This window comes from Lacinutrix sp. MEBiC02595 (assembly GCF_053601555.1).
Window position 1 is genome coordinate 821943 of sequence record NZ_JBSHNU010000243.1, and the last position, 23804, is coordinate 845746.

Annotated in this window: 19 protein-coding genes and 1 tRNA gene; 16 read left to right on the top strand and 4 right to left on the bottom strand. The window is 34.0% G+C overall.

Annotation, left to right across the window (positions count from 1 at the left end; all coding sequences use genetic code 11):
- The first annotated feature begins 68 nt into the window (after nucleotides 1-68).
- On the top strand, nucleotides 69-1301 hold the full coding sequence (locus ACVCZW_RS17220) for a metallophosphoesterase (protein WP_452230932.1): 1233 nt from the start codon (nucleotides 69-71) through the stop codon (nucleotides 1299-1301).
- Between the two features lie 138 nt (nucleotides 1302-1439).
- Nucleotides 1440-1733: a thioredoxin family protein gene (locus tag ACVCZW_RS17225; RefSeq protein WP_452230933.1), complete on the top strand. Its 294-nt coding sequence runs from the start codon at nucleotides 1440-1442 to the stop codon at nucleotides 1731-1733.
- Nucleotides 1734-1784: 51 nt separating this feature from the next.
- Here ACVCZW_RS17225 and ACVCZW_RS17230 read toward each other — a convergent pair whose 3' ends face one another.
- Nucleotides 1785-2423, bottom strand: coding sequence for a polysaccharide deacetylase family protein (locus ACVCZW_RS17230; RefSeq protein WP_452230934.1), 639 nt, complete (start codon nucleotides 2421-2423; stop codon nucleotides 1785-1787).
- Between the two features lie 12 nt (nucleotides 2424-2435).
- Nucleotides 2436-5864 (bottom strand): protein O-mannosyl-transferase family, encoded by a 3429-nt coding sequence (locus ACVCZW_RS17235; RefSeq protein ID WP_452230935.1) that lies wholly within the window; start codon nucleotides 5862-5864, stop codon nucleotides 2436-2438.
- Nucleotides 5865-6086: 222 nt separating this feature from the next.
- Here ACVCZW_RS17235 and ACVCZW_RS17240 point away from each other — a divergent pair.
- Nucleotides 6087-6159: transfer RNA gene (locus ACVCZW_RS17240), tRNA-Gln, on the top strand.
- A gap of 112 nt (nucleotides 6160-6271) precedes the next feature.
- Here the strand turns inward: ACVCZW_RS17240 and ACVCZW_RS17245 are convergent.
- Nucleotides 6272-7102, bottom strand: a complete 831-nt coding sequence (locus tag ACVCZW_RS17245) for a universal stress protein (protein ID WP_452233009.1) — start codon at nucleotides 7100-7102, stop codon at nucleotides 6272-6274.
- A 164-nt stretch (nucleotides 7103-7266) separates the two neighbouring features.
- Here ACVCZW_RS17245 and rimP point away from each other — a divergent pair, with 164 nt between their 5' ends.
- From rimP to ACVCZW_RS17275, 6 genes are all read left to right on the top strand, one after another.
- The gene (gene rimP, locus ACVCZW_RS17250) at nucleotides 7267-7728 is read left to right on the top strand and encodes a ribosome assembly cofactor RimP (RefSeq protein ID WP_452230937.1); all 462 of its coding nucleotides are present in this window, start codon (nucleotides 7267-7269) and stop codon (nucleotides 7726-7728) included.
- A 12-nt stretch (nucleotides 7729-7740) separates the two neighbouring features.
- Nucleotides 7741-8973, top strand: coding sequence for a transcription termination factor NusA (gene nusA, locus ACVCZW_RS17255; RefSeq protein ID WP_452230938.1), 1233 nt, complete (start codon nucleotides 7741-7743; stop codon nucleotides 8971-8973).
- A 35-nt stretch (nucleotides 8974-9008) separates the two neighbouring features.
- Nucleotides 9009-11888, top strand: a complete 2880-nt coding sequence (gene infB, locus ACVCZW_RS17260) for a translation initiation factor IF-2 (protein WP_452230939.1) — start codon at nucleotides 9009-9011, stop codon at nucleotides 11886-11888.
- Nucleotides 11889-12110: 222 nt separating this feature from the next.
- Nucleotides 12111-12458, top strand: a complete 348-nt coding sequence (locus ACVCZW_RS17265) for a phage tail protein (RefSeq protein WP_452231172.1) — start codon at nucleotides 12111-12113, stop codon at nucleotides 12456-12458.
- Complete coding sequence (locus ACVCZW_RS17270; protein ID WP_452230940.1) at nucleotides 12455-12637, top strand: hypothetical protein; 183 nt, start codon at nucleotides 12455-12457, stop codon at nucleotides 12635-12637. The genes ACVCZW_RS17265 and ACVCZW_RS17270 overlap by 4 nt, the downstream gene beginning before the upstream one ends.
- 177 nt (nucleotides 12638-12814) lie before the next feature.
- Nucleotides 12815-13099 carry a T9SS type A sorting domain-containing protein gene (locus tag ACVCZW_RS17275; protein ID WP_452233010.1) on the top strand — a complete coding sequence of 95 codons (285 nt, stop codon included), beginning with the start codon at nucleotides 12815-12817 and terminating at the stop codon, nucleotides 13097-13099.
- An 89-nt stretch (nucleotides 13100-13188) separates the two neighbouring features.
- Here the strand turns inward: ACVCZW_RS17275 and ACVCZW_RS17280 are convergent, their stop codons facing one another.
- Nucleotides 13189-13587, bottom strand: coding sequence for an SPOR domain-containing protein (locus ACVCZW_RS17280; RefSeq protein ID WP_452230941.1), 399 nt, complete (start codon nucleotides 13585-13587; stop codon nucleotides 13189-13191).
- Between the two features lie 213 nt (nucleotides 13588-13800).
- On the opposite strand from ACVCZW_RS17280, the gene ACVCZW_RS17285 reads away from it, so the two are divergent.
- From ACVCZW_RS17285 to ACVCZW_RS17315, 7 genes are all read left to right on the top strand, one after another.
- Nucleotides 13801-15096, top strand: coding sequence for a c-type cytochrome (locus tag ACVCZW_RS17285; RefSeq protein ID WP_452231174.1), 1296 nt, complete (start codon nucleotides 13801-13803; stop codon nucleotides 15094-15096).
- Between the two features lie 79 nt (nucleotides 15097-15175).
- Nucleotides 15176-18439: a TAT-variant-translocated molybdopterin oxidoreductase gene (locus tag ACVCZW_RS17290; protein ID WP_452233011.1), complete on the top strand. Its 3264-nt coding sequence runs from the start codon at nucleotides 15176-15178 to the stop codon at nucleotides 18437-18439.
- 30 nt (nucleotides 18440-18469) lie between these two features.
- A complete protein-coding gene (gene nrfD, locus ACVCZW_RS17295; protein ID WP_452233012.1) occupies nucleotides 18470-20215 on the top strand; it encodes an NrfD/PsrC family molybdoenzyme membrane anchor subunit in 1746 nt (581 codons plus the stop codon).
- A gap of 9 nt (nucleotides 20216-20224) precedes the next feature.
- On the top strand, nucleotides 20225-20761 hold the full coding sequence (locus tag ACVCZW_RS17300) for a DUF3341 domain-containing protein (protein ID WP_452230944.1): 537 nt from the start codon (nucleotides 20225-20227) through the stop codon (nucleotides 20759-20761).
- A gap of 1 nt (nucleotide 20762) precedes the next feature.
- The gene (locus ACVCZW_RS17305; protein WP_452230945.1) at nucleotides 20763-21320 is read left to right on the top strand and encodes a c-type cytochrome; all 558 of its coding nucleotides are present in this window, start codon (nucleotides 20763-20765) and stop codon (nucleotides 21318-21320) included.
- Between the two features lie 25 nt (nucleotides 21321-21345).
- Nucleotides 21346-22686 (top strand): quinol:cytochrome C oxidoreductase, encoded by a 1341-nt coding sequence (locus ACVCZW_RS17310; protein WP_452233013.1) that lies wholly within the window; start codon nucleotides 21346-21348, stop codon nucleotides 22684-22686.
- A gap of 29 nt (nucleotides 22687-22715) precedes the next feature.
- Nucleotides 22716-23783 carry a cytochrome c oxidase subunit II gene (locus ACVCZW_RS17315; protein WP_452233014.1) on the top strand — a complete coding sequence of 356 codons (1068 nt, stop codon included), beginning with the start codon at nucleotides 22716-22718 and terminating at the stop codon, nucleotides 23781-23783.
- Nucleotides 23784-23804 lie beyond the last annotated feature (21 nt).

Genomic DNA, 23804 nt, shown 5'->3' on the forward strand with positions numbered 1-23804 from the left:
ATAGTTAAATATAAATGCGGAATGTTAAAATGGGCTGCAATGAATTACATTTGATAAAAAATTATTAAATGAAATTTGTTATCACGCTTATACTAGTTTCACTAGTCTTGTTTTTTGTAGAGTTTTATGCTTTTCAAGCTTTAAAGACGGTTACAAAAAATAAAATAATAAAATGGGTTTGGATTCTTATTGCAGTGGCTATTTACGCCAACTTATTTTATACTGTTTTTACAACACCTAGAAGTGCCGGGCAAACCAAAGGATTTCAGTTAGCTGCAGGGTTTTTGCTTACATTTTTAATTCCTAAAGTATTGATTTTAGCTGTTATGTTTGGCGAAGATGTTTTTAGAGGATTTATGAAATTATTATCCGTTTTTTCTAATGGAGAAACACAACCAGTTGAGGGAAGACGTGCTTTTATAGCTAAAATAGCATTGGGGCTAGCAGCATTACCGTTTGCCTCTTTTTTGTACGGAATAATCCAAGGGCGTTACAACTATAAAGTACTAAAATATCAATTAACTTTTGACGATTTACCGGAAGCTTTCGACGGATTTAAAATCACGCAGATATCCGATATTCATTCGGGGAGTTTTACCAATAAAGAGAAGATTGCATATGGTGTGCAAATGATTAATGACCAGAAGTCGGATATTATTTTATTTACCGGAGATATTGTAAATAATAAAGCAGATGAAATGAACGATTGGATTACTCTTTTTAGTACACTGGAAGCACCAATGGGGAAGTATTCTGTACTTGGTAATCATGATTATGGCGATTATGTAGAATGGGAAACACCACAAGATAAGGTGAAGAATTTTCAAGATGTAAAGGATATTCACCCAAAAATAGGTTTTGATTTATTACTGAATGAAAACAGATACATTGAAAAAGATGGTCAGAAAATAGCTTTAGTAGGCGTAGAGAATTGGGGAAAAGGATTTAATCAAGCGGGAGATTTAGCAATAGCTTCCGAAGGAATTCATAAAGACGATTTTAAAATCTTGATGACGCATGATCCTTCACATTGGGAATATAAAGTGAAAAACGATGATTTTAACTATCACTTGTCTTTAAGTGGGCATACACACGGACTGCAAATGGGTATTGAAATTCCAGGTTTCTTTAGATGGAGTCCGTCACAGTATGTATATAAACAATGGGCTGGTTTGTATAATGAGTTTGGTCGTTTTATTAATGTGAACAGAGGTTTTGGTTATCATGCATTTCCAGGAAGAGTTGGGATTTGGCCAGAAGTAACTGTAATAGAGCTTAAAAAAGGTTCTAATGTTACATAATTTATAAGAAATGTTATTTTTAATACGAAAATGCTTATTTTTATAAATAACACGTAATCCAATTAAAATAGATTTGGATTATTAAACGAATAGAAATAGTAAGTTTGTATATACGTGTTGGAACAAAAACTATTGTATATGTCAAAATTTGGAGAACTTATAGATGTAGAAATTCCTGTGCTTTTAGACTTTTTTGCGGTAGATGAACAATCGCATAGTATGCATGCAATACTTCGAGATGTTGCTGCTGCATTAGGTGATAAAGCAAAAGTTATTAAAATAGATGTAGATAAAAACCAAGAATTAGCAGAAGCTTTGCGTGTTAAAAACGTACCTACTTTAATTATCTATAAAAATGGAGAAATGAAATGGAGGCAAACTGGAGCGCAAGATTCAGATACGCTTATTGGAATCATTCAAGAATACGTTTAATGTATTTCTTTATAAGCAAGAAGCATATTCCTTGCTTTTTTTTCTAAAAAACTATGCTATACTTTTAAAAGCATAGCCCTTTTTACTAAAATATTCTAATACTTTAGGTAATGCATATTGCATGTTTTTTGAAGCTTTTATGCTATCATGAAATACAACAATACTTCCGGAATCTGCCTTAGTAATTACATTGTTTAAGCAAGTTTTTCTAGAAACAAAATCATCCCAATCTATAGAAAGTACACTCCACATGATTATTTTATAACCTAGCTTTATAAGTGCTGTCCCTTGTTTTGGAGTTATTTGCCCATAAGGAGGACGAAACAAATTCAGCTTGATTTGATAATTGTTTAATACTAAATCATATGTTCGTTTTGCGCTGTGTAAATAATCTATAACCGAAGTTTTCCAACCTTTTATATGATTTTGTGTGTGGTTTCCAATTGCATGACCGTCATTAATTATATCTTGAAATATTTCTGGATGCTTTTCTATATTATTTCCAATACAGAAAAAGGTAGCTTTTGCATTATATTGTTTTAGTAAATCTAAAACCCAATTGGTGATTTCAGGTGTTGGGCCATCATCAAAAGTCAAGTAAATTTCTTTAGTATCAGAAGCTATTTCCCAAGTATATTTAGGAAATAGTTTCTGTACAACTAAAGGTGTTTTTACTGGCGTTAAATTCATGTGTTCCAGATTTTATTCTGGTGCAATCACCGTGTCTTTTTGAATTAAATCTATATCTTCTACTGGTGCTCTAGGTGCTTCGTCAGAAATACCAGCATTAAAATGATCAAACAACTGTAAGAAGTTAGTAAACGTTTTAGCTTCGGTTTTAGATAATTCATCATCATAGTCTAGAACAACATCTACAAGTGCTTTATAACGCTCTATATCTGTAATGATAAGTTCCCCAAGTTCGCGCTGTTTTCTTTGGTCTAAAGTGCTGTAATATGTTAAGTTTTCTTGATACTTAACACTTACGTCTTTAAATAATTTGCGTGCCTTTTCTTTTGCACCAACTTCATAATAAGCGCTTATATATGGTTCTAGCAATGTATAGTAACCAAAGTAATCCACAGGCATGTTATCCATTGCTAAATCTGCAATTTCTTCTGCTTTTTCAGGCTTTTCTTCATTTATAAATTGTTCTACCAAACGTGCTAAGTTTCCTCTGTAAGTAATAGAATTTGTTCTTGTTTCTACATCATGGTAAATATCTGGGCTGTTGCTATTTCCCCAATCCCATTTTTTAACAATATTGTACATTTTTTCACTATCTACTCTTCCCATATCAAATGGGTTCGCTCTATCTACAGCAGTTTTAATAGGTGTTAATTTATAACACATACCGTCAAGTTGCAGATAATCTTTCATCCAGATATAATCATCTTCGCCAAAAGCGCCACCTGTAAAATAGATTGGTCTTTTCCAATCATTATTCGCAACAATATCTAACATCAGAAGACGGTTTTTATATAATGCGCTTTCTGTGATTTTGATCTGAATATGATCTTCTATTTTATCGGCATCTTTCGCGGCTACAATTCCGTATTTTAAAGCATTTTCTTTATTCACAGGAATGATAACATCTTCCACAGGGAAATAATTAGAGTTCGTTAAATAACTTGGATACTCATTCGGGTTGTCTCCTTGCTGCTCAATAATATATTTGAATTTTGTTTTAGGATTTTCACTTCCTATAAAATCTAAGAAGTCTTTAATCATCATGGTATCCTTAGAGATGGTTCTTTTCATTACATAATCACGGGTACCATGTTTGTATTGGTCATGCGTAAATTGCGAAGGAATTGGATCACTCTCGTATGCTTTACGTTTCATTTGATCGATATACCAATCGGTTTGAAAAAGACTTGTATTCACCACACGAACATCTGTTCTATAACCTTCAATTTCTTGGGCATACCAAAGTGCAAAGGTGTCATTATCTCCAATAGAGAAAAGTATGGCGTTTTCATCACAAGAATCGAGATACATTTTAGCCATTGCTTCTGCAGTGTATTTTCCAGATCGATCATGATCATCCCAATTATTTGCAGCTAAAATTCCAGGAACTAAAATAAGAGAAACCAATGTAATTGCGGGAGCTAGCATTTTGGAAGGCGCATATTTTTTAAGCGCGTCATAAATGCCGTAAACACCAAATCCAATCCATAAGGCAAATACGTAGAATGAACCAACGAGAGAGTAATCTCGTTCACGAGGTTCAAAAGGTCTTACGTTTGTATATACTTGAATTGCTAATCCTGTAAACAGGAAGAACACAAGCATTGTCCAAAATGTTTTTTTGTCTTTATTATATAAAAAGAATAAGCCAATTAACCCTAGAATTAATGGGAAGAAATAATATGTATTTCTAGCTTTGTTGTTTTTTACATCTCCCGGTAAGTCTGTTTGTGACTGGTCTAAATGCCAAGAATCGATAAAGTTAATACCACTAATCCAGTTTCCGTGGTTGTCATATTCCCCTTGCATATCATCTTGTCTTCCGGTGAAATTCCACATGAAATAACGCCAATACATGTAGCCTAATTGGTATTCAAACATGTAGACAATGTTACTCATTAAGGAAGGTTTTTCAATATCTAGATATTGTCCAAACTGCTTTAAAAATTTGTTATAATCTTCATAGTCTATTAAACCTTGAGAGACATCGGATTTAAAATCAGTAATCGTTTTTTTAAGTTCCGTTTCTTTAAAATATGCTGAAATTAATTCTCTATTCGAAGTAATAAAGTTTTCATATTCGCTTTCCGATATTCCTCCAGATTGGTATCTACCAATAACTTCAGAAATATTAGAACGTTGTTCGTGGTCTAAAGAAACTTCTGGTTTTAGTTTAAAATCTAAAATACCAGTAAACATTAAATAATTTTCGGCATTATCAGCACTCCACATTCTTGGTAAAATAGAAGCATGTTCATGATTGTAGTTTTGCTTCGCTTTTTTGTAGTCGTTTACAATAACATATTCACCTTTTACTAAGTCTTTTTCGTATTTGGGCTTATCATCTACATAAGGTTCAATTTCATCTAAACCAGAATATTGATCTGTAAATTGAGGTCCGTAAAACAAGTGTGTTTCCGGATATTGCTCTAAGTTATAATATGCTAATAATTCTCTAGCACTGGATGGGTTGTTTTCATTAATAACAACATTTGCATTTGCACGAATAGGAAGCATGGTCCATGATGAAAAACCAATAATGATAAAGGTTAAGCAAAGTACTGCTGTGTTTAAATGTATGTAGTTTTTCTTTCTGGTGTATTGTAATCCAAAATAAATAAGCGCGACTAAAAGTAGGCCGGCAATGATGGACCCAGAATTAAATGGAAGACCTATAGAATTCACAAAGAAAATTTCTAGAACACTAAAAAATCTTAATATATTAGGAGCAAGAAGTTTAAATATAAAAAGCAGAATAGCGATAGTCACTGCGTTTGCGATTATAAAATTCTTTACTGTAATTTCTTTATAGTTTTTAAAATAATAGATCAATCCAATTGCAGGAATGGTAAGTAACCCCATAAAATGTACTCCAAAAGAAAGACCAATAACAAAGGCAATTAAAATAAGCCAACGGTTTCCTCTGGGTTTATCCATGTCTTGTTCCCAACGCAATCCTAGCCAAAACAGAATGGACATAATTAAAGTTGCCATAGCATATACCTCTGTTTCTACAGCATTAAACCAAAAAGAATCGGTAAAAGTAAAAGCTAAACTACCAACTAAGGCAGAACCTAAAATAGCTACAGATTGATTTTTATTTAATTCAGAATCCTTAGCAACTACTTTTTTAAGTAGAAGACTAATAGTCCAGAACATGAATAATATGGTGAAAGCACTAGAAACAGCGCTCATCATATTCATTAACAATCCGATTTGTGAAGATTCTAAAGCAAATATGGAGAAAAAAGCGCCAAGCATTTGAAAAAGAGGAGCTCCAGGTGGGTGCCCTACTTGTAATTTTGAAGCAGTTAAAATATACTCTCCAGCATCCCAAAAACTTACGGTAGGCTCAACAGTTAAGCTATAGGTGATTAAAGCTATTAAAAAAGAAAACCAGCCTAAAATGGTGTTCCATTTTTTAAAATTGAATTGTGTCATGTATCTATCTTGTTAACATGGCGAATTTAATAATAAATATGAAATGAGCATAGATTTTAAGGTTTTCATAACTAAAATAGGAAGAATAGTAGTTTGTTGGTAAGGTTGAAATATCTGATACACTGCGTTTTTAAAAAAAAGATTAAAATTTATTTATTTTTTATCTAAAAAAGTTTGCGCAAATAAAACTTTGTGTTAAATTTGCACTCTCGTTTGAGATATTGGCCCATGGTGTAATTGGCAACACGTCTGCTTTTGGTGCAGAAGAGTCTAGGTTCGAGACCTAGTGGGCCAACATTAATTAAATAAATCCTTACTTTTATAAGTAGGGATTTTTTTTGTTTTGGCGAGAAGTAAAAAAGTCTTCCTGAAAAGGAAGACTTTTTGGATTGCAATACTTTGGTACATTATATTTTAAAGGTAATCACTGGCCTTTTTGCATGATTTACAAGGTCTTCGCTAATGCTTCCGTTAAAAAAATGAGCGATTCCTTGTCTGCCATGTGTACTAATACCAATTAAATCTGCTCCAATAATATGAGAGAAATTTAGAATTCCTTTTTCTACAGATTCGTCATTAAAAATATTAATCTCATAATTGCTAAAATCAGAATCCTTAATAAAATCTAATATTCTAGCATTGGCAGTTGCTGTTGTTGTAAATCGACTAGGTGTATTTACAAATAGTAAATGAATTTTAGAATGAAAAGCTTGTGCTAATTCTGTAGCTTGTTTGTATGTTTCTTTGCTGTCGTTTTTAAAGTCTGAAGCAAATACAAAATCATTAATAGTGAAATTTTCGTGTTCGTTCTTAATTACAAGAACAGGAACATCTGAAGTGCGTACTACCTTTTCTGTGTTAGAGCCAATAAACATTTCTTTTAATCCACTTGCGCCATGAGAGCCCATGATTATCATGTCTACACGATGTTCTTTACATGTGTTTTTTATGCCTTCAAAAGTTTGGTGAAAATCTACGGTTTCATGAATAGTAATTCCTTTTAAGAAATCTTGGCTTAAGATTTCTTCAAATTTATTATGTGCTAATTTCATGAAAAACATTGCTTCTGGAATATTACCTACAGTGTCTCCGCCAAGTTCAGGTATCTGATTTAAAGGTAAGTCTAGCATGTGAAGCAGATAGATCTCTCCGTTGTTTTTTCTGGCTAACTGTGCGGCAACTTCAAGCGCATAATTTGCTTGTTCTGAGAAGTCCGTTGGTACAAGTATTTTTTTCATGTTTTTGAAAGGTTTAGTTAAGAGGAATAGCTCCTTAAATTTAAGAAATTAAAATGACAATTCAAACCTTATTGCAAATCAAGATAAAAATTGTATATTTGCAGCGTTGAAACGAAAAAGAAAAGGATGAGGGGACGAAAAGTCCCCTCTTTTTATACCAAAAAATGTTTAAGAATACAGTAAAAGACTTATTAGAAGCAGGCTTAGAAGAAAAGCCAAATTTATTCCTTATAGAATTTTCTATAGAAGCAGATAACACAATAAAGGTTATTTTAGATGGTGATGATGGTGTTACAGTAGAAGATTGTATCTTCATTAGTAGAGCTATAGATAACAATCTAGATAGAGAAGAAGTAGATTTTTCTTTAGAAGTAGCATCGGCAGGAGCAACTTCTCCTTTAACACATAAACGTCAATACACTAAAAACATTGGTAGACTTTTAGAAGTTAAAACAAAAACAGATAACATAGAAGGTACGCTAGTAGATGCTACTGAAAATGAAATCACTTTGCAGTGGAAGAGCAGAGAGCCTAAGCCAGTTGGTAAAGGTAAAGTGACCGTCCAAAAAGAGGCAGATATTGCCTACGAAAATATTGTAGAAGCAAAAGTTATGATTAAATTTTAATTTAAAGGAGTTATGGAAAATCTTGCATTAATTGATTCTTTTTCAGAATTTAAAGACGATAAATTAATAGATCGTGTAACCTTAATGGCTATTCTAGAAGATGTTTTTAGAAATGCTTTAAAAAAGAAATTTGGTGATGATGATAATTTTGATATTATTATCAACCCAGATAAAGGGGATTTAGAAATTTGGAGAAACAGAATAGTAGTAGCAGATGGTGAAGTAGAAGAACCAAATCAAGAAATATCGTTAACAGAAGCACAAAAAATAGAGCCAGATTTTGAAGTTGGTGAAGATGTATCCGAAGAGGTTAAATTAATAGACCTTGGTCGTCGTTCTATATTGGCATTAAGACAAAACTTAATATCTAAAATTCACGAACACGATAACACGAATATATATAAGCAATTTCAAGAATTAGTAGGAGAAATTTATACTGCTGAAGTTCACCATATTCGTCATAGAGCGGTAATACTTTTAGATGATGAAGGAAACGAAATCATCTTGCCAAAAGATAAACAAATTCCTTCTGATTTTTTCCGTAAAGGAGATAATGTAAAAGGAATTATTGAAAGTGCAGAGCTAAAAGGAAATAAACCTGCAATAATAATGTCTAGAACTACACCTGTATTTTTAGAAAAATTATTTGAGCAAGAAATTCCAGAAGTTTTTGATGGTTTAATTACTATTAAAAATGTAGTGCGCATTCCAGGTGAAAAAGCAAAAGTAGCCGTAGATTCGTATGACGACAGAATTGATCCTGTAGGAGCATGTGTAGGTATGAAAGGATCTAGAATTCACGGAATTGTTCGCGAATTAGGAAACGAAAATATAGATGTAATTAATTACACAAGTAATTTACAATTGTATATTACAAGAGCATTAAGTCCTGCTCGTGTAACATCTATTAAAATTGATGAAGTAAATAAAAGAGCAGAAGCAATTTTAAAACCAGAAGAAGTAAGTAAAGCTATTGGTCGTGGAGGACACAACATACGTTTAGCAGGAAAACTAACAGGTTATGAAATTGATGTGTTTAGAGAAGGTGCAGAAGAAGATGTAGAATTACGTGAATTCTCAGATGAAATTGAGGGATGGATTATTGATGAGTTTAGCAAAGCTGGACTAGACACCGCAAAAAGTGTACTAGAACAAGAAGTTGCAGATTTAGTAAAACGTACCGATTTAGAAGAAGAAACAATAAACGAAGTGGTTAGAATTCTTAAAGCAGAATTCGAAGACTAACATATTTTTAGGTTATATTACATTACAAGCAATTTATGGCTGGAACAGTAAGATTAAATAAAGTATTACGCGAGCTTAACATCTCTATCGATCGTGCAGTAGATTTTCTAGAATCTAAAAGCATCGAAATAGAGAAGCGTCCTACTACAAAAATTTCAGAAGAAGTTTACCAAATTCTTTCAAACGAATTTCAAACAGATGCGTCCAAAAGGATGGCGTCTCAAGAAGTTAGTGAAGCAAAACTCAAAGAAAAAGAGGCTTTGCGTGAACAACGTGAAAAAGAAATTGAAGAAAAACAAAAAGCTGAAGCCAAAAGAGAAGAAGCAAGACAAGAAATTGTTAAAGCTAGATCTACTCTGTCTGGACCGAAACAAGTTGGTAAAATAGATTTAGATCCAAAAGCTAAAAAAGCGAAAGAGGAACCAAAACCTAAAACCGAAGAAGTTAAGCTAGAAAAAACGGTTAAAGAAGAAGTAGCTCCTGTAGCACCTAAACAAGTTGAGAAACCTCAAGAAATTAAAAAACCTGAGGTAGTACAACCTGCTAAAACAGAAAAACCGGAAACACCAGTTAAGGTGGAGAAAACGGAAAAAACTGTAAAAGTAGAAAAAGTAGTAAAGGTAGAAAAGGTAGAAGAAACTAAAAAAGTAGAAAAGGTTGAAGAAGTTGTAAAAACGATAAAACCAGCGGCTACTAAAAAAGAAGAAACTACTACTACAGAAGATCAACCTAACAAGGAAGAAAAGGTTGAAACAAAATATCAAAAACTTACAGGTCCAAAAATAGCAGGTACTAAAATTGATTTAAGCCAATTTAATAAACCTAAAAAGAAAAAAGAAGACCCTAAGAAAGACGATAAATCTGCAGATAACAAACGTAAACGTCGTAGAATTTCTAAACCAGGAGATAATAGACCAGGAGGAAATACCGGTGGCGGAAACAGCAGATTTAAAGGAAATAGCAAACCAGGATTAGGCAAAGGAAGAAGAACAATTGTAAAAGAAGAGCCTAGCGAAGAAGATGTTAAAAAACAAGTACGTGAAACCTTAGAAAAACTGCAAGGAAAATCTAGTAAAGGTAAAGGTGCTAAATATAGAAGAGACAAAAGAGATCAACATAGAGAGCAAACTGAAATTGATCAACAAATAGAAGCAGCAGAAAACAAAATTCTTAAAGTAACAGAGTTTGTAACAGCAAATGAAGTTGCAACTATGATGGATGTTCAAGTAACACAAATTATATCGGCATGTATGTCGCTTGGTTTGATGGTTACCATGAACCAACGTTTAGATGCAGAAACACTTTCTATTGTTGCAGATGAGTTTGGCTACCAAGTAGAATTCATAAAAGCAGATCGTGAAGAATCTATAGAAGAAGTTGCAGATAAACCAGAAGATTTAAAACCACGTGCACCAATTGTAACTGTAATGGGTCACGTCGATCATGGTAAAACTTCACTTCTAGATTATATACGTAAAGAAAATGTAATCGCAGGGGAGTCTGGAGGAATTACGCAGCACATTGGTGCTTACGGAGTAACTTTAGATAACGGACAAAAAATTGCATTTCTAGATACTCCAGGTCACGAAGCCTTTACGGCAATGCGTGCTCGTGGAGCCCAAGTAACAGATATAGCAATTATTGTTGCAGCAGCAGATGATGACATCATGCCACAAACTAAAGAGGCTATTTCGCATGCACAAGCAGCAGGAGTTCCAATAATTTTCGCAATTAATAAAATAGATAAGCCAGACGCTAATCCAGAAAAAATTAAAGAGAAATTAGCGCAAATGAACCTTTTAGTAGAAGATTGGGGAGGTAAAATTCAATCTCATGATATCTCTGCTAAAGTAGGAACAGGAGTAAAAGAACTATTAGAAAAAGTACTTTTAGAAGCCGAATTGTTAGAGTTAACAGCAAATCCTGACAAATTAGCGCAGGGTACTGTTGTGGAAGCATTCTTAGATAAAGGTCGTGGATATGTATCTACAATCTTAGTGCAAGCTGGTACATTACGTATTGGGGATTATGTTTTAGCTGGTAAAAACAGTGGAAAAATAAAAGCAATGCATGATGAGCGTGGAAATGAAATTTTAGAAGCTGGGCCATCCATACCAGTATCTATTCTAGGTTTAGATGGAGCGCCACAAGCAGGAGATAAATTTAATGTATTTGAAGACGAACGGGAAGCAAAACAAATTGCTACCAAACGTACGCAATTACAACGTGAGCAATCTGTACGTACACAACGTCATATAACACTGGATGAAATTGGTCGTCGTATTGCACTTGGTGATTTCCAAGAGCTAAATATTATACTAAAAGGAGATGTAGATGGTTCTGTAGAAGCATTAACAGATTCTTTCCAGAAATTATCTACGGAAGAAATTCAAATAAATATTATTCATAAAGGTGTTGGACCAATAACAGAAAGTGATGTATTATTAGCAACTGCTTCAGATGCTATTATTATAGGATTTAATGTGCGTCCAATGGGTAATGCACGTCAAATAGCAGACAAAGAAGAAATCGACATCCGTATGTACTCGATTATCTATGATGCTATTAACGATCTTAAAGATGCTATGGAAGGTATGTTATCTCCAGAGCTTAAAGAAGAAATTACAGGTACTGCAGAAATTAGAGAAATCTTTAAAGTTTCTAAAATTGGAAGTATTGCAGGTTGTATGGCATTAACTGGTAAAATTTATAGAAGCTCAGGAATTCGTTTAATCCGTGATGGTGTAGTAATCTATACTGGAGAGTTAACTTCATTAAAACGTTTTAAAGACGATGTGAAAGAAGTTGCTAAAGGGTATGATTTCGGTACGCAGATTAAAAACTATAATGATATTAAAGAAGGAGATGTTATTGAAGCATTCCATGAAGTAGAAGTGAAAAAGAAATTGAAATAATTTCTTCTCTCATATAATTATTTTAAAAGCGACCAATTGGTCGCTTTTTTTTTAAAATTCATTTTACCGTTTTTTGAAAAGCTAATAACAATTTTATATTTTCTACTATGCTTGCTTTTAGTAATACGGTAATTCGCAAGATGCCAATATAGGAGAAATAGGTATGTTTGCTAGAGATTTCACAATTAATAATTGGATGAAATGTGAAGGCAAATTATTCAAATTGGTCAAAACCCAGCTTTATTTTCTGTGCTAGACATAACCCATGGAGGTGATGGTTACATTACATTTACATTGCCAGATTTTAGAGGTCGTGTCCCAATGCACTATGGTAACCAATATACCCAAGATGATGCTGGTGGTTATGCTATCAGCAGTGTACAAGTTGAAAATTTGCAAGTACATAATAACCATGTAACTGCTATTGTGGAGGAAGGAGATAGTTCTTTACCAATGAATAATTACCCTGCAAAAACAAAGCTGCTAGATAAAGAAGATAGAGCCATATCAAACCGTACCTTTTCTTATATGTGTAAGAGGACTTTATCCTCCAAGAAATTAGATTTATGAGGAAACAAACAAATCTAATTTTAATAATGAGTTTTATGTTGGTTGGTGTAAATGTAAGAGCCCAAACAATAACGCTAAATGCTTGCCATCCACTAATAGAAGCAGAAGATTATATGTTTATTCAAAAATCATTAGATGAGACAGGTAGAAATACCTTTGAAACAAATCCTGTAGACTAGAATTCACCTGGCGATGGAGTAGGGAATTGCGAATTTCAAATTGCTTGGAATATAACTAATTCCCGTTGGGAAATCCTTGCGGATTATGGAAATGGTACGTTTTTAAATACCTACGTATTGTATTATAATGCGGAAATATCTTTACCAAATTCTCCAAGTTTAAGTTAAGGTGCTTGGTTGGAAGGTACCAGCGTAACACAATCCCTTTGTAGAGAAATTAATAATTTAACGGGAACTGTGCAAGACACGACTTTAAGTATAATAGATGTAGAATTAGAAAATGAGATAAATAGGTATCCTAATCCAGTTAAAAATATTCTTAACATGAAACATGCTTACAGAAGTATCGGTCCTGCATATATGTATAATGTTCTGTGTAATTTGGTTCTTAGTAGTGCAAATTCTATCGTTGTTAATGTATCAACACTTAATTCCGGAATTTACTTTGTTAAGTTTAAATAGGAAAATAAAGAAGTAATAAAAAAATAGTTAAAGTATAAAAATCAGACTTTCTGTAAATAAAAAAGCGACCATCGGTCGCTTTTTTTATTTTACTCTTTCTTCTTTTTTGGTTTAAAAAGAAAAGCATTTGGAAATTTCTTTTTCACTTTCAATAAAGCACGCTCCGCTTCTAATCTATTTCTAAAACTACCAATCCATACCTTATAGTTTGGCGTTTCATAAACTAATTTGCTAGACCATTGCGAATAACTACCTCTAAAATCTGTTTGGTTACTTTCTGCGGTGCTTCTTCTTCCAGAATAAATCTGTATTTTATATCTGTCACTAGCGTCTTCATTCTTGTTTATTTCTTTTTTTAGCGCTAACAATTCGGTAATTTCCGGATCTTGATTTACAATAACAGTACCTTGTTGTGCACTACAAATACCTGTAAATGCAAATATTATAAATGTGGAAAGAATGATTTGTTTTATTTTTAATAATTTCATTTTATATGAGGTTTGATGCAAATGTAAATGTTCTAAACTAAATAGTTAGCTGTTTTATTATTTAGAATTTCTCTAAATTAGCAATTAACACTTCCCTAACATTTCTAAAATCGACTTTTAATATTACTTTTGCTTGAGATTTTATAACTGTATTTTTTCTTTTAGTAAATGAAAAAACCATACCAAAGTTTAGAAGTTAATTCAAAAAATAATATGAAACAGGTGATTCACCGTAAATTAAGTGCAACTATTCTTCGTTTAAGCTTAATTATTTTGCTAACGTTTTCCATGGCGCTTTCTGCTCAAGAAGGTGATCCAGCTAAGGGTAAATCTTTATTTAACGCCAATTGTGCTGCTTGTCATAAATTAGACAAGAAAATGACAGGTCCAGCTTTACGTAATGTAGAGCAACGTTTGTCAGATGCTGAAGGTTTAGATAGAGCTTGGCTTTCTGCTTGGATTCGTAATAGTTCAGGAGTAATTAAATCTGGTGATGCGTATGCAGACAAGATTTATAAAGAGTTTGGAGGAGCTGCAATGACTGCTTTTCCGCAACTATCGGACGATGATATTAGTAATATTTTAGCGTATACTGCTGAAGAAGCAGCAGCGCCAGCTGCAGGAGCTGCGACACAAGTTGGAGTTACTCCAGCATCAGGTACTGGAGATGGTGTTTCTAATAAATTAATCTTAGGCGCATTAGCTGTCTTGTTCGGTTTGTTAGCACTAGCGTTAATTTTAGTAACTAAAACTTTACGCAGATTTGCAGATGCTAAAGGAGTAGATGTTGCTATAAAAGATAAAAGTGTTCCATTATGGAAGGCATTTGCGCAAAATCAATTCTTAGTATTGGTAACGGCAATATTCTTTTTATTAGCTAGTGGTTATTTTGTTTATGGCTTTTTTATGCAAGTAGGTGTAGATCAAGGGTACCAACCGGTGCAACCAATACACTTTTCTCATAAGATTCATGCTGGAGATAACGGTATCGATTGTAAATACTGTCACTCTTCTGCTAGAGTAAGTAAAACATCAGGTATTCCTTCTTTAAACGTTTGTATGAACTGTCATAAATCAGTGTATGAATATACAGGAGAAACATCTGCAGAATATTCAAAAGAGTTTTACGATGGCGAAATTCAGAAATTATATGCAGCAGCAGGATGGAATGATGCAGATCAAAAATATTCAGGCGATCCACAACCAGTAAAATGGATACGAATTCATAATTTACCAGATTTCGCATACTTTAATCATTCGCAACACGTAACGGTTGCAGGTCTTGAATGTCAAACTTGTCACGGTCCTGTGGAAGAAATGGAGATAGTGTCACAATTCGCTCCATTAACAATGGGTTGGTGTATTAACTGTCATAGAGAAACAAATGTGAAAGTAAAAGACAACGCATACTATACAAAAATTCACGAAGAGTTATCTAAGAAATATGGTGTAGAGCAGTTAACTGCAGCGCAAATGGGTGGATTAGAATGTGGAAAATGTCACTACTAATAATAAGGTAGTAAGTTTTCTTTTCGCTATAGCGGAAAAATTTTAAATAAATTAATAAGAAGTAATTCAATTATATAATATGTCATCAAACAAGAAATACTGGAAAAGTGTTGAGGAGCTAAACGAAAATAGCTCTATTGTTGAGGCGCTAAAACAAAACGAATTTGTTGAAGAAATTCCTACAGACGAATTTTTAGGAAATAAAGAAACTTTAGAATCTTCTTCAACTACGCGTCGTGATTTCTTAAAATATGTTGGTTTTAGTACAGCCGCGGCATCACTTGCTGCCTGTGAAGGACCAGTTATTAAGTCTATTCCTTATGTAGTACAACCAACGGAAATTATTCCTGGTGTTGCAAACTACTATGCAACTACCATTGCAAATGGATTTGATTTTGCATCTGTTTTAGTTAAAACTCGAGAAGGTCGTCCTATTAAAATCGAAAACAATACCATGGCTCCTTCTAATGGAAGCGCTAATGCTAGAGTTAATGCGTCGGTTTTAGGGTTGTATGATAGTTTAAGGGTTCAAGGTCCAATGCAAGGCGAAAATGCTATTTCATGGACAGAACTTGATAATGCAATGATGCAAAAACTAGAAGCTGTAAAGGGTTCTGGCAAAGACATTGTTTTATTAACACAAACTTTTGCTAGTCCATCCACTTCAAAATTAATTGCAGAGTTTACAGAGAAATACGGCAATGTTCGTCATGTAGTTTACGATGCTGTTTCAGAATCTGCTGCATTAGATGCTTACCAAGCGAAGTACGGTGAACGCGCTTTAGCTAATTATGATTTTTCTAAAGCAATGACAATTGTATCTGTTGGTGCTGACTTTTTAGGAGATTGGCAAGGTGGAGGTTTTGATTCCGGATATGCGAAGAATAAAATTCCAACACACGGAAAAATGTCTCGTCATATTCAGATAGAATCTAATATGTCTTTATCTGGAGCAAATGCAGATAAACGTATTCCTTTAACGCCAAGTCAACAAAAAATAGCTTTAGCTAAATTGTATTCTTATGTGGTTGGTGGTTCTGTATCAGGAACGTTACCAGAAGCAACGGATACAGCAATACGTCAAGCAGCTTCACAGCTTAAGAAAGCAGGAAGAAACGGAGTTGTAGTAACAGGATTACAAGATGTAGATGCACAAACAGTAGTTTTAGAAATAAATGAAGCTTTAAACTCTAGAGCTTTTGATACTACTTCGCCAATACAAACAAGACAAGGGAATGATAAAGCAGTAAATGCTTTAGTTGCGGATATGAAAGCAGGTAAAGTTGGCGCTTTAATCATGAGTGGTGTAAATCCATTATATACATTACCAAATGCTTCCGATTTTGCGGAAGGATTAAATAATGAAAATTTAGTTTCGGTTTGTTTCTCTATGAAAACAGACGAAACGGCTAGCGCTTCCACATATGTTGCCGCGGCACCTCACTATTTAGAATCTTGGGGAGATGTAGAAATGAAAAAGGGACAGTTTGCTTTAATGCAACCAACAATTCGTCCTTTATTCGATACAAGACAATTTCAAGATACTTTATTAAAGTGGACAGGAAATAGCGAGTCATTCCATGATTATATTAAAAAAACATGGAAGTCTAGTATAGTAAGTGGCGGTTCTTTTAACAAAGCATTACATGATGGTGTTTTTGTTGCAGGATCATCTATTGGAGGAGCAAATGGTGCTTCAAGTAATACCATAGAAACTACTTCAACAGAATTAAACGATAAAAAAGATAGAACTTGGGTTGGTGGTGTCATTCATGATGCTGCTGTTGGAGTTGGGATAAAAGAAGAAGATAAAAATACCTATACAAGTACTACGTCTTCTACTACAACATCAAATGGTGGTTCTGTAGCAGGTATGTCTGCTAAATCTGGTGGAGATGCAGCAAGAGCTTTAGCGGCTTCAGCTAAAACATCCGATTTAGAGTTAACCTTATATTCTAAAACAGGAATGGGAGATGGTCAACAAGCCAATAACCCATGGTTACAAGAATTTCCAGATCCTATTACAAGAACAACTTGGGATAACTACTTAACAATGTCTGCTAAAGATGCCGAGAAATTTGGTGTTAGAAATTGGCATGTTGCAACAGGTGGTTTAAACTCTAGTATTGTAGAATTAACCGTTAACGGTATAACAGAAGTAGTTCCAGTAATTATTCAACCAGGTCAAGCGGTTGGTTCTTTAGGAATGTCTTTCGGTTTTGGTCGTAAAAACGGATTAAAAGAAGAAATGCAAACGGGTAAGAATGTATTTCCTTTCTACCAAGATTTTAATACAGTGCAAAGTGATGTGTCTGTAAAAGTTGTACCTGGAGAGCATGAATTTGCTTGTGTACAATTACACAACACATTAATGGGGCGTGGAGATATTATAAAGGAAACAACTTTAGAAGTATTTAATACGAAAGATAAAAAATACTGGAATGCAGTTCCTGTAGTTTCTTTTAACCATGAAGAAATTCCGGTAACATCGAAAGATGCAAATCTTTGGGAAGAATTTGATCGTTCTATCGGACATCACTTTAACCTTTCTATAGATTTAAATGCTTGTACAGGTTGTGGATCATGTGTTATTGCATGTCACGCAGAAAACAATGTACCGGTAGTAGGTAAAGAAGAGATAAGACGTAGTCGTGATATGCACTGGTTGCGTATCGATAGATATTATTCTTCAGAAACTACCTTTGCAGGGGATAACGAAAAGAAAGATAATATATCAGGTTTAAGCAGTTCTTTAAGTGAATTCGGAGAATTGGAGCATGCAGCAGATAACCCACAGGTTGCTTTTCAACCTGTAATGTGTCAACACTGTAATCATGCACCTTGTGAAACTGTTTGTCCTGTTGCTGCAACATCTCATGGTCGTCAAGGTCAAAACCACATGGCATATAACCGTTGTGTAGGTACAAGATATTGTGCAAACAACTGTCCGTATAAAGTGCGTCGTTTTAACTGGTTCCTATATAATGGGAATGATGAGTTTGATTACCACATGAATGATGATTTAGGACGTATGGTATTAAATCCAGATGTTGTTGTTCGTTCTCGTGGTGTGATGGAAAAATGTTCTATGTGTGTTCAAAAAACACAAAAAACAATTCTAGATGCAAAACGTGATGGACGTGTAATTAAAGACGGTGAATTCCAAACCGCGTGTTCAGCTGCTTGTAGTAGTGGAGCAATGGTATTTGGAGATATTAACGATAAAGAATCTAAAGTTGCAGAACTTTTAGAAGATAACCGTATGTATCACTTATTAGAGAGTGTTGGTACTAAGCCTAATGTGCAGTATCATACTAAAGTGAGAAATACAACCGAAGCATAAAAATTAATTAAGAATCAATTATAAAGCATTATGGCGTCTCATTACGAAGCACCTATTAGAAGACCTTTAGTTACAGGTGAAAAATCATACCACGATGTATCTGTGGATGTAGCTGCACCTGTTGAGGGGAAAGCAAACAAGCAATGGTGGATAGTATTTTCTATTGCATTAGTCGCTTTTCTTTGGGGGATTGGATGTATACTCTACACAGTATCTACGGGTATTGGAACTTGGGGTTTAAACAAGACCGTTGGTTGGGCTTGGGATATTACTAACTTCGTTTGGTGGGTTGGTATTGGTCATGCAGGAACACTTATTTCTGCAGTACTTTTACTGTTCCGTCAAAAATGGAGAATGGCAATTAACCGTTCTGCAGAAGCAATGACAATTTTCTCAGTAGTTCAAGCTGGATTATTTCCAATCATACATATGGGAAGACCATGGTTAGGATATTGGGTGTTACCAATACCAAATCAATTTGGATCTCTATGGGTAAACTTTAACTCCCCATTACTTTGGGATGTATTTGCAATTTCAACGTATTTATCTGTATCTCTAGTTTTCTGGTGGACAGGTTTATTACCCGATTTCGCAATGCTTAGAGATAGAGCCGTTAGACCTTTTCAAAAGAAAATATATTCTTTGTTAAGTTTTGGTTGGTCTGGTCGCGCAAAAGATTGGCAACGTTTTGAAGAAGTGTCTTTAGTACTTGCTGGTTTAGCAACGCCTTTAGTACTTTCGGTACACACGATTGTATCTTTTGATTTCGCAACCTCTGTTATTCCAGGATGGCATACTACCATTTTTCCTCCATACTTTGTTGCAGGAGCGGTATTCTCAGGATTTGCAATGGTAAATACGCTTCTTATTATTATGAGAAAAGTGTGTAACCTAGAAGATTATATTACGGTACAACATATAGAATTAATGAACATTGTAATTATGATTACTGGTTCTATAGTTGGTGTAGCATATATAACAGAATTATTTATTGCTTGGTATTCTGGTGTAGAATATGAACAATTTGCATTCTTAAATAGAGCAACAGGACCTTACTGGTGGGCATATTGGTCCATGATGACATGTAATGTTATCTCCCCACAGTTTATGTGGTTCAAAAAGTTAAGAACAAGTATCATGTTCTCCTTCTTTATCTCGATTGTAGTAAATATCGGTATGTGGTTTGAACGTTTTGTAATTATTGTAACATCGTTGCACAGAGATTATTTGCCATCATCATGGACCATGTTCTCTCCTACATTTGTAGATATAGGGATCTTTATTGGAACCATAGGATTCTTCTTTGTGTTATTCTTATTATACGCTCGTACATTCCCGGTGATTGCGCAAGCAGAGGTTAAAACTATATTGAAATCTTCTGGTGAACGTTATAAAAAAATCAGAGAAAGAGGAGATAGCTTAGTAGGAACAGGAACAGATTCTAGAACATCAGGAAATGCTGTTGTTGCTTCTAAACCTAAAGTAGAAAAAGTAGCAGATACTTCAATTGAAGATAATTCAAGTAGAGTAACAAACCTTTTAGGGACTATAGGAACCTTTGATTCTAATACACAAACAGCAGATAATCTTAAAAAGATTAATGGTGTTGGACCAAAAATGGAAGAAGTATTAAATAGCATTGGTATTTATACTTTCTTACAAGTAAGTAAGATGACTAAAAATGAATATGACTTGTTAGATTCTATTACAGAATCATTCCCAGGAAGAGCAGAACGTGACGATTGGGCAGGACAAGCTAAACAACTAATAAACTAAAAGTAGCATATGGAAGCTTCAAAAGTAATTCACGCTATTTATACAGACGACGATGTGTTAATGAATGCCGTTAAGGCCGTTAAAGCCAAAAGGTATCACATTGAAGAAATATATACCCCTTTTCCAGTTCATGGACTAGACAAGGCAATGGGATTAGCTCCAACAAGAATAGCAATTGCATCTTTTATGTATGGATGTGTTGGTTTAGCAGTAGCAACTTTAATGATGAATTTCATTATGATTGAAGACTGGCCACAAAATATAGGTGGTAAACCAAGTTTTAGTTATATCGAAAACATGCCAGCATTCGTGCCAATCATGTTTGAGTTAACGGTGTTTTTTGCAGCACATTTAATGGTAATTACATTTTATTTACGTAGTAGAATGTGGCCTTTTAAGAAAGCAGAAAATCCAGACCCTAGAACAACAGATGATCATTTTTTAATGGAAATCGCTGTTCATGGTAATGAAAACGAACTAACAAACTTGTTAAAAGAAACAGGAGCTGTAGAAGTAAATATTATTGATAAAGAAGATGAACATTAATATGAAGCATTTAATAAAAATATTTGTATTCGTACTTGTAGTAAGTTCAATAGTATCTTGTAAAAAAGATTCTAGACCTAACTATCAATTCATGCCTAACATGTATGAACCTGTACCTTATGAGGCGTATGGCGAGTCTGCTGCATTTGCAAATGGAGTAGAAGCACAATTACCAGTAGAAGGAACCATTCCAAGAGGATATACTCCTTTTGAAATTGAGAATACGACAGCTGGTTACGAAGAAGCAAAAGCAAATTTAGTAAGTCCGTTAACGGCTAGTGAATTTGACGAAGATAAAGCGAAAGCATTATACGATATTTATTGTGGTATTTGCCATGGTAATAAAGGTAACGGGCAAGGAAACTTAGTAAAGCGTGAAAAAATACTAGGTATACCAAGTTATGACGATGCGGGAAGAGCTATAAATGCAGGAAGTATTTATCATACTATTTATTATGGTAAAAATGCAATGGGTTCTTACGCAAACCAACTTAACGAAGAAGAACGTTGGCAAGTAATTGCTTATGTTTTAACGTTGAAAGCTGATTTAGAAAAATAAGATTAGATAAAGTTTATATATAGATATGTACACATTCTCAAATAAATTAAAGACATTTTCTTTCGCACTAATGATTTTAGGATTATTAGGAGTTGGATATGGTTTTATGACATCTCATAAATCCTTTGAAGACGTGGAAGCAATATTAGCTGATGAAGCACATCACGGTAGCGGTCATGGCGAAGAAGCTGCACATGCAGTAACAGAAAACGCACAGGATGCGCATGCAACGGAAAATGCACATGTAGATGAGCATACAAAACATGTCGAGCATGTACAACATCAAATTGCTAACAGACCTTGGGCTGCATTATATGTAGCAGCATTCTTCTTTATGATGATTGCTCTTGGAGTTTTAGCTTTTTACGCAGTACAATGGGCTTCGCAGTCTGGTTGGTCTCCTGTGTTATTTAGAGTAATGGAAGGTATCACAGCATATTTACTTCCTGGCGCTCTAATAGTAATAGCTATTGCTGCAGCATCTCACTTTATTGGTCACAACAATATATTTGTATGGATGGATCCAGAAGTAGTGGCTCACGATAAATTAATTCAAGGGAAATCTGGATGGTTAAACATTTGGGGATTCATTTTTAGAGGTTTAATCTTTACTGGAGGTTGGGTGTTATACAGACAATTTTCTCGTAAATTCTCCATTGCTCAAGATAATGCAACAGATGACAAAAACTTTAAGAAGACTTTTCGTATTTCAGCAGCATTCTTAGTATTCTTTTTATACACAGAATCTATGATGTCTTGGGATTGGATAATGAGTGTAGATCCACATTGGTTCTCTACTTTATTTGGATGGTATGTGTTAGCTGGTATGATGGTTTGTGGTATTACTGTAATCGCATTTATATCTCTATACTTAAAATCTAAGGGTTACTTAGAGTTAGTAAATGATAGTCATTTACATGATTTAGCTAAATTCATGTTTGGATTTAGTATTTTCTGGGCATACTTATGGTTCTCACAATTCATGTTAATCTGGTACGCCAATATTCCTGAAGAAGTTACGTACTTTATAACTAGAATTGAAGACTATAGATTACCATTCTTTGGAATGTTAGTACTTAATTTAGTATTCCCATTCTTAATATTAATGAATAGTGATTATAAACGTGTTCCATGGTTTGTAGTTATGGCAGGTATTGTAATCCTAATAGGACACTATGTAGACGTTTTCAATATGATTATGCCGGCAACAGTAGGAGATAGATGGTTTATTGGTATTCCTGAAATAGGTGCAGTATTTTTGTTCGCAGGATTATTCATATATGTAGTATTTAATGCTTTAACGAAAGCACCATTATTAGCGAAGAGAAATCCTTTTGTAAAAGAAAGTGAAAATTTCCATTATTAATAAAATATAAATAAAGACGATAGACAACAATGACTGTTTTATTAACAATTTTAGTTTTAGTATTTATAGCAATTGCCATTTGGCAGATGGTTAAAATATTTGATTTAGCTCAAGTAGGTACATCAAATAGCCAGGTTGCAACAGACAAAGATAATACCTTAAATGGTTATTTAATGATGGGCTTTTTAGCGTTCATCTATCTCATAACTATTTGGAGTTTTGTAGAATTAGGGGATTTACCATTAACATCTAATTCTGCATCAGCACATGGTCCAGAAGTAGATAATTTAATGCTGATATCCATGGCACTTATTTTTGTAGTGCAAACCATTACGCAATTTCTATTGCACTACTTTGCTTACAAATACAAAGGAGAAAAAGGAAAGAAAGCTTTATTCTTTGCAGATAATAACACTTTAGAGTTTATCTGGACTGTTATTCCTGTTATTGTTTTAGCTGGTTTAATCATTTACGGATTATTTACTTGGTCGGATATAATGAATGTAAACGAAGATGACGATCCTTTAGTGATAGAATTATATGCACAGCAGTTTAACTGGAAAGCTAGATATAGTGGAGTAGATAATACTTTGGGAAAAGCAAATGTTCGTTTAATTGATATCGATAGAGCTAATATTTTAGGTCTAGACGAAGCAGATCCAAATGCCCAAGATGATGTAATCACATCCGAATTGCATTTACCTGTAGGGCGTACGGTATTATTTAAAATGCGTTCGCAAGATGTATTACATTCTGCATACATGCCACACTTTAGAGCACAAATGAACTGTGTTCCTGGTATGATTACACAGTTTGGTTTTACACCTACGGTAACAACTGCAGATATGCGCCAAAACCCGGATATGATTGATAAGGTGGCAAATATTAACAGCATTAGAGTAGAAAAAAGCAAGAAATTAATTGCTAAAGGAGAAGAAGCTCTAGAAAGATATGATTTTGATTATTTGTTATTATGTAATAAGATTTGTGGAAAATCACATTACAACATGCAAATGAAAATAATTGTGGAAACTCAAGAAGAGTATGACGCTTGGATGAAAGAACAGAAGGCTTTCAAAAACTCACTAATTAACTAAATTTAATAAGACAAAAGAATA

Excerpts from the sequence above, each read along its gene's own strand:
- ACVCZW_RS17315 (WP_452233014.1), top strand. The coding sequence starts at position 22,716 with ATGACTGTTTTATTAACAATTTTAGTTTTAGTATTTATAGCAATTGCC.
- ACVCZW_RS17310 (WP_452233013.1), top strand. The coding sequence starts at position 21,346 with ATGTACACATTCTCAAATAAATTAAAGACATTTTCTTTCGCACTAATG.
- nusA (WP_452230938.1), top strand. The coding sequence starts at position 7,741 with ATGGAAAATCTTGCATTAATTGATTCTTTTTCAGAATTTAAAGACGAT.
- ACVCZW_RS17285 (WP_452231174.1), top strand. The coding sequence starts at position 13,801 with ATGAAACAGGTGATTCACCGTAAATTAAGTGCAACTATTCTTCGTTTA.
- ACVCZW_RS17270 (WP_452230940.1), top strand. The coding sequence starts at position 12,455 with ATGAGGAAACAAACAAATCTAATTTTAATAATGAGTTTTATGTTGGTT.
- infB (WP_452230939.1), top strand. The coding sequence starts at position 9,009 with ATGGCTGGAACAGTAAGATTAAATAAAGTATTACGCGAGCTTAACATC.
- ACVCZW_RS17230 (WP_452230934.1), bottom strand. The coding sequence starts at position 2,423 with ATGAATTTAACGCCAGTAAAAACACCTTTAGTTGTACAGAAACTATTT.
- ACVCZW_RS17225 (WP_452230933.1), top strand. The coding sequence starts at position 1,440 with ATGTCAAAATTTGGAGAACTTATAGATGTAGAAATTCCTGTGCTTTTA.
- ACVCZW_RS17220 (WP_452230932.1), top strand. The coding sequence starts at position 69 with ATGAAATTTGTTATCACGCTTATACTAGTTTCACTAGTCTTGTTTTTT.
- ACVCZW_RS17235 (WP_452230935.1), bottom strand. The coding sequence starts at position 5,864 with ATGACACAATTCAATTTTAAAAAATGGAACACCATTTTAGGCTGGTTT.
- nrfD (WP_452233012.1), top strand. The coding sequence starts at position 18,470 with ATGGCGTCTCATTACGAAGCACCTATTAGAAGACCTTTAGTTACAGGT.
- ACVCZW_RS17245 (WP_452233009.1), bottom strand. The coding sequence starts at position 7,102 with ATGAAAAAAATACTTGTACCAACGGACTTCTCAGAACAAGCAAATTAT.
- rimP (WP_452230937.1), top strand. The coding sequence starts at position 7,267 with ATGTTTAAGAATACAGTAAAAGACTTATTAGAAGCAGGCTTAGAAGAA.
- ACVCZW_RS17300 (WP_452230944.1), top strand. The coding sequence starts at position 20,225 with ATGGAAGCTTCAAAAGTAATTCACGCTATTTATACAGACGACGATGTG.
- ACVCZW_RS17280 (WP_452230941.1), bottom strand. The coding sequence starts at position 13,587 with ATGAAATTATTAAAAATAAAACAAATCATTCTTTCCACATTTATAATA.
- ACVCZW_RS17305 (WP_452230945.1), top strand. The coding sequence starts at position 20,763 with ATGAAGCATTTAATAAAAATATTTGTATTCGTACTTGTAGTAAGTTCA.
- ACVCZW_RS17290 (WP_452233011.1), top strand. The coding sequence starts at position 15,176 with ATGTCATCAAACAAGAAATACTGGAAAAGTGTTGAGGAGCTAAACGAA.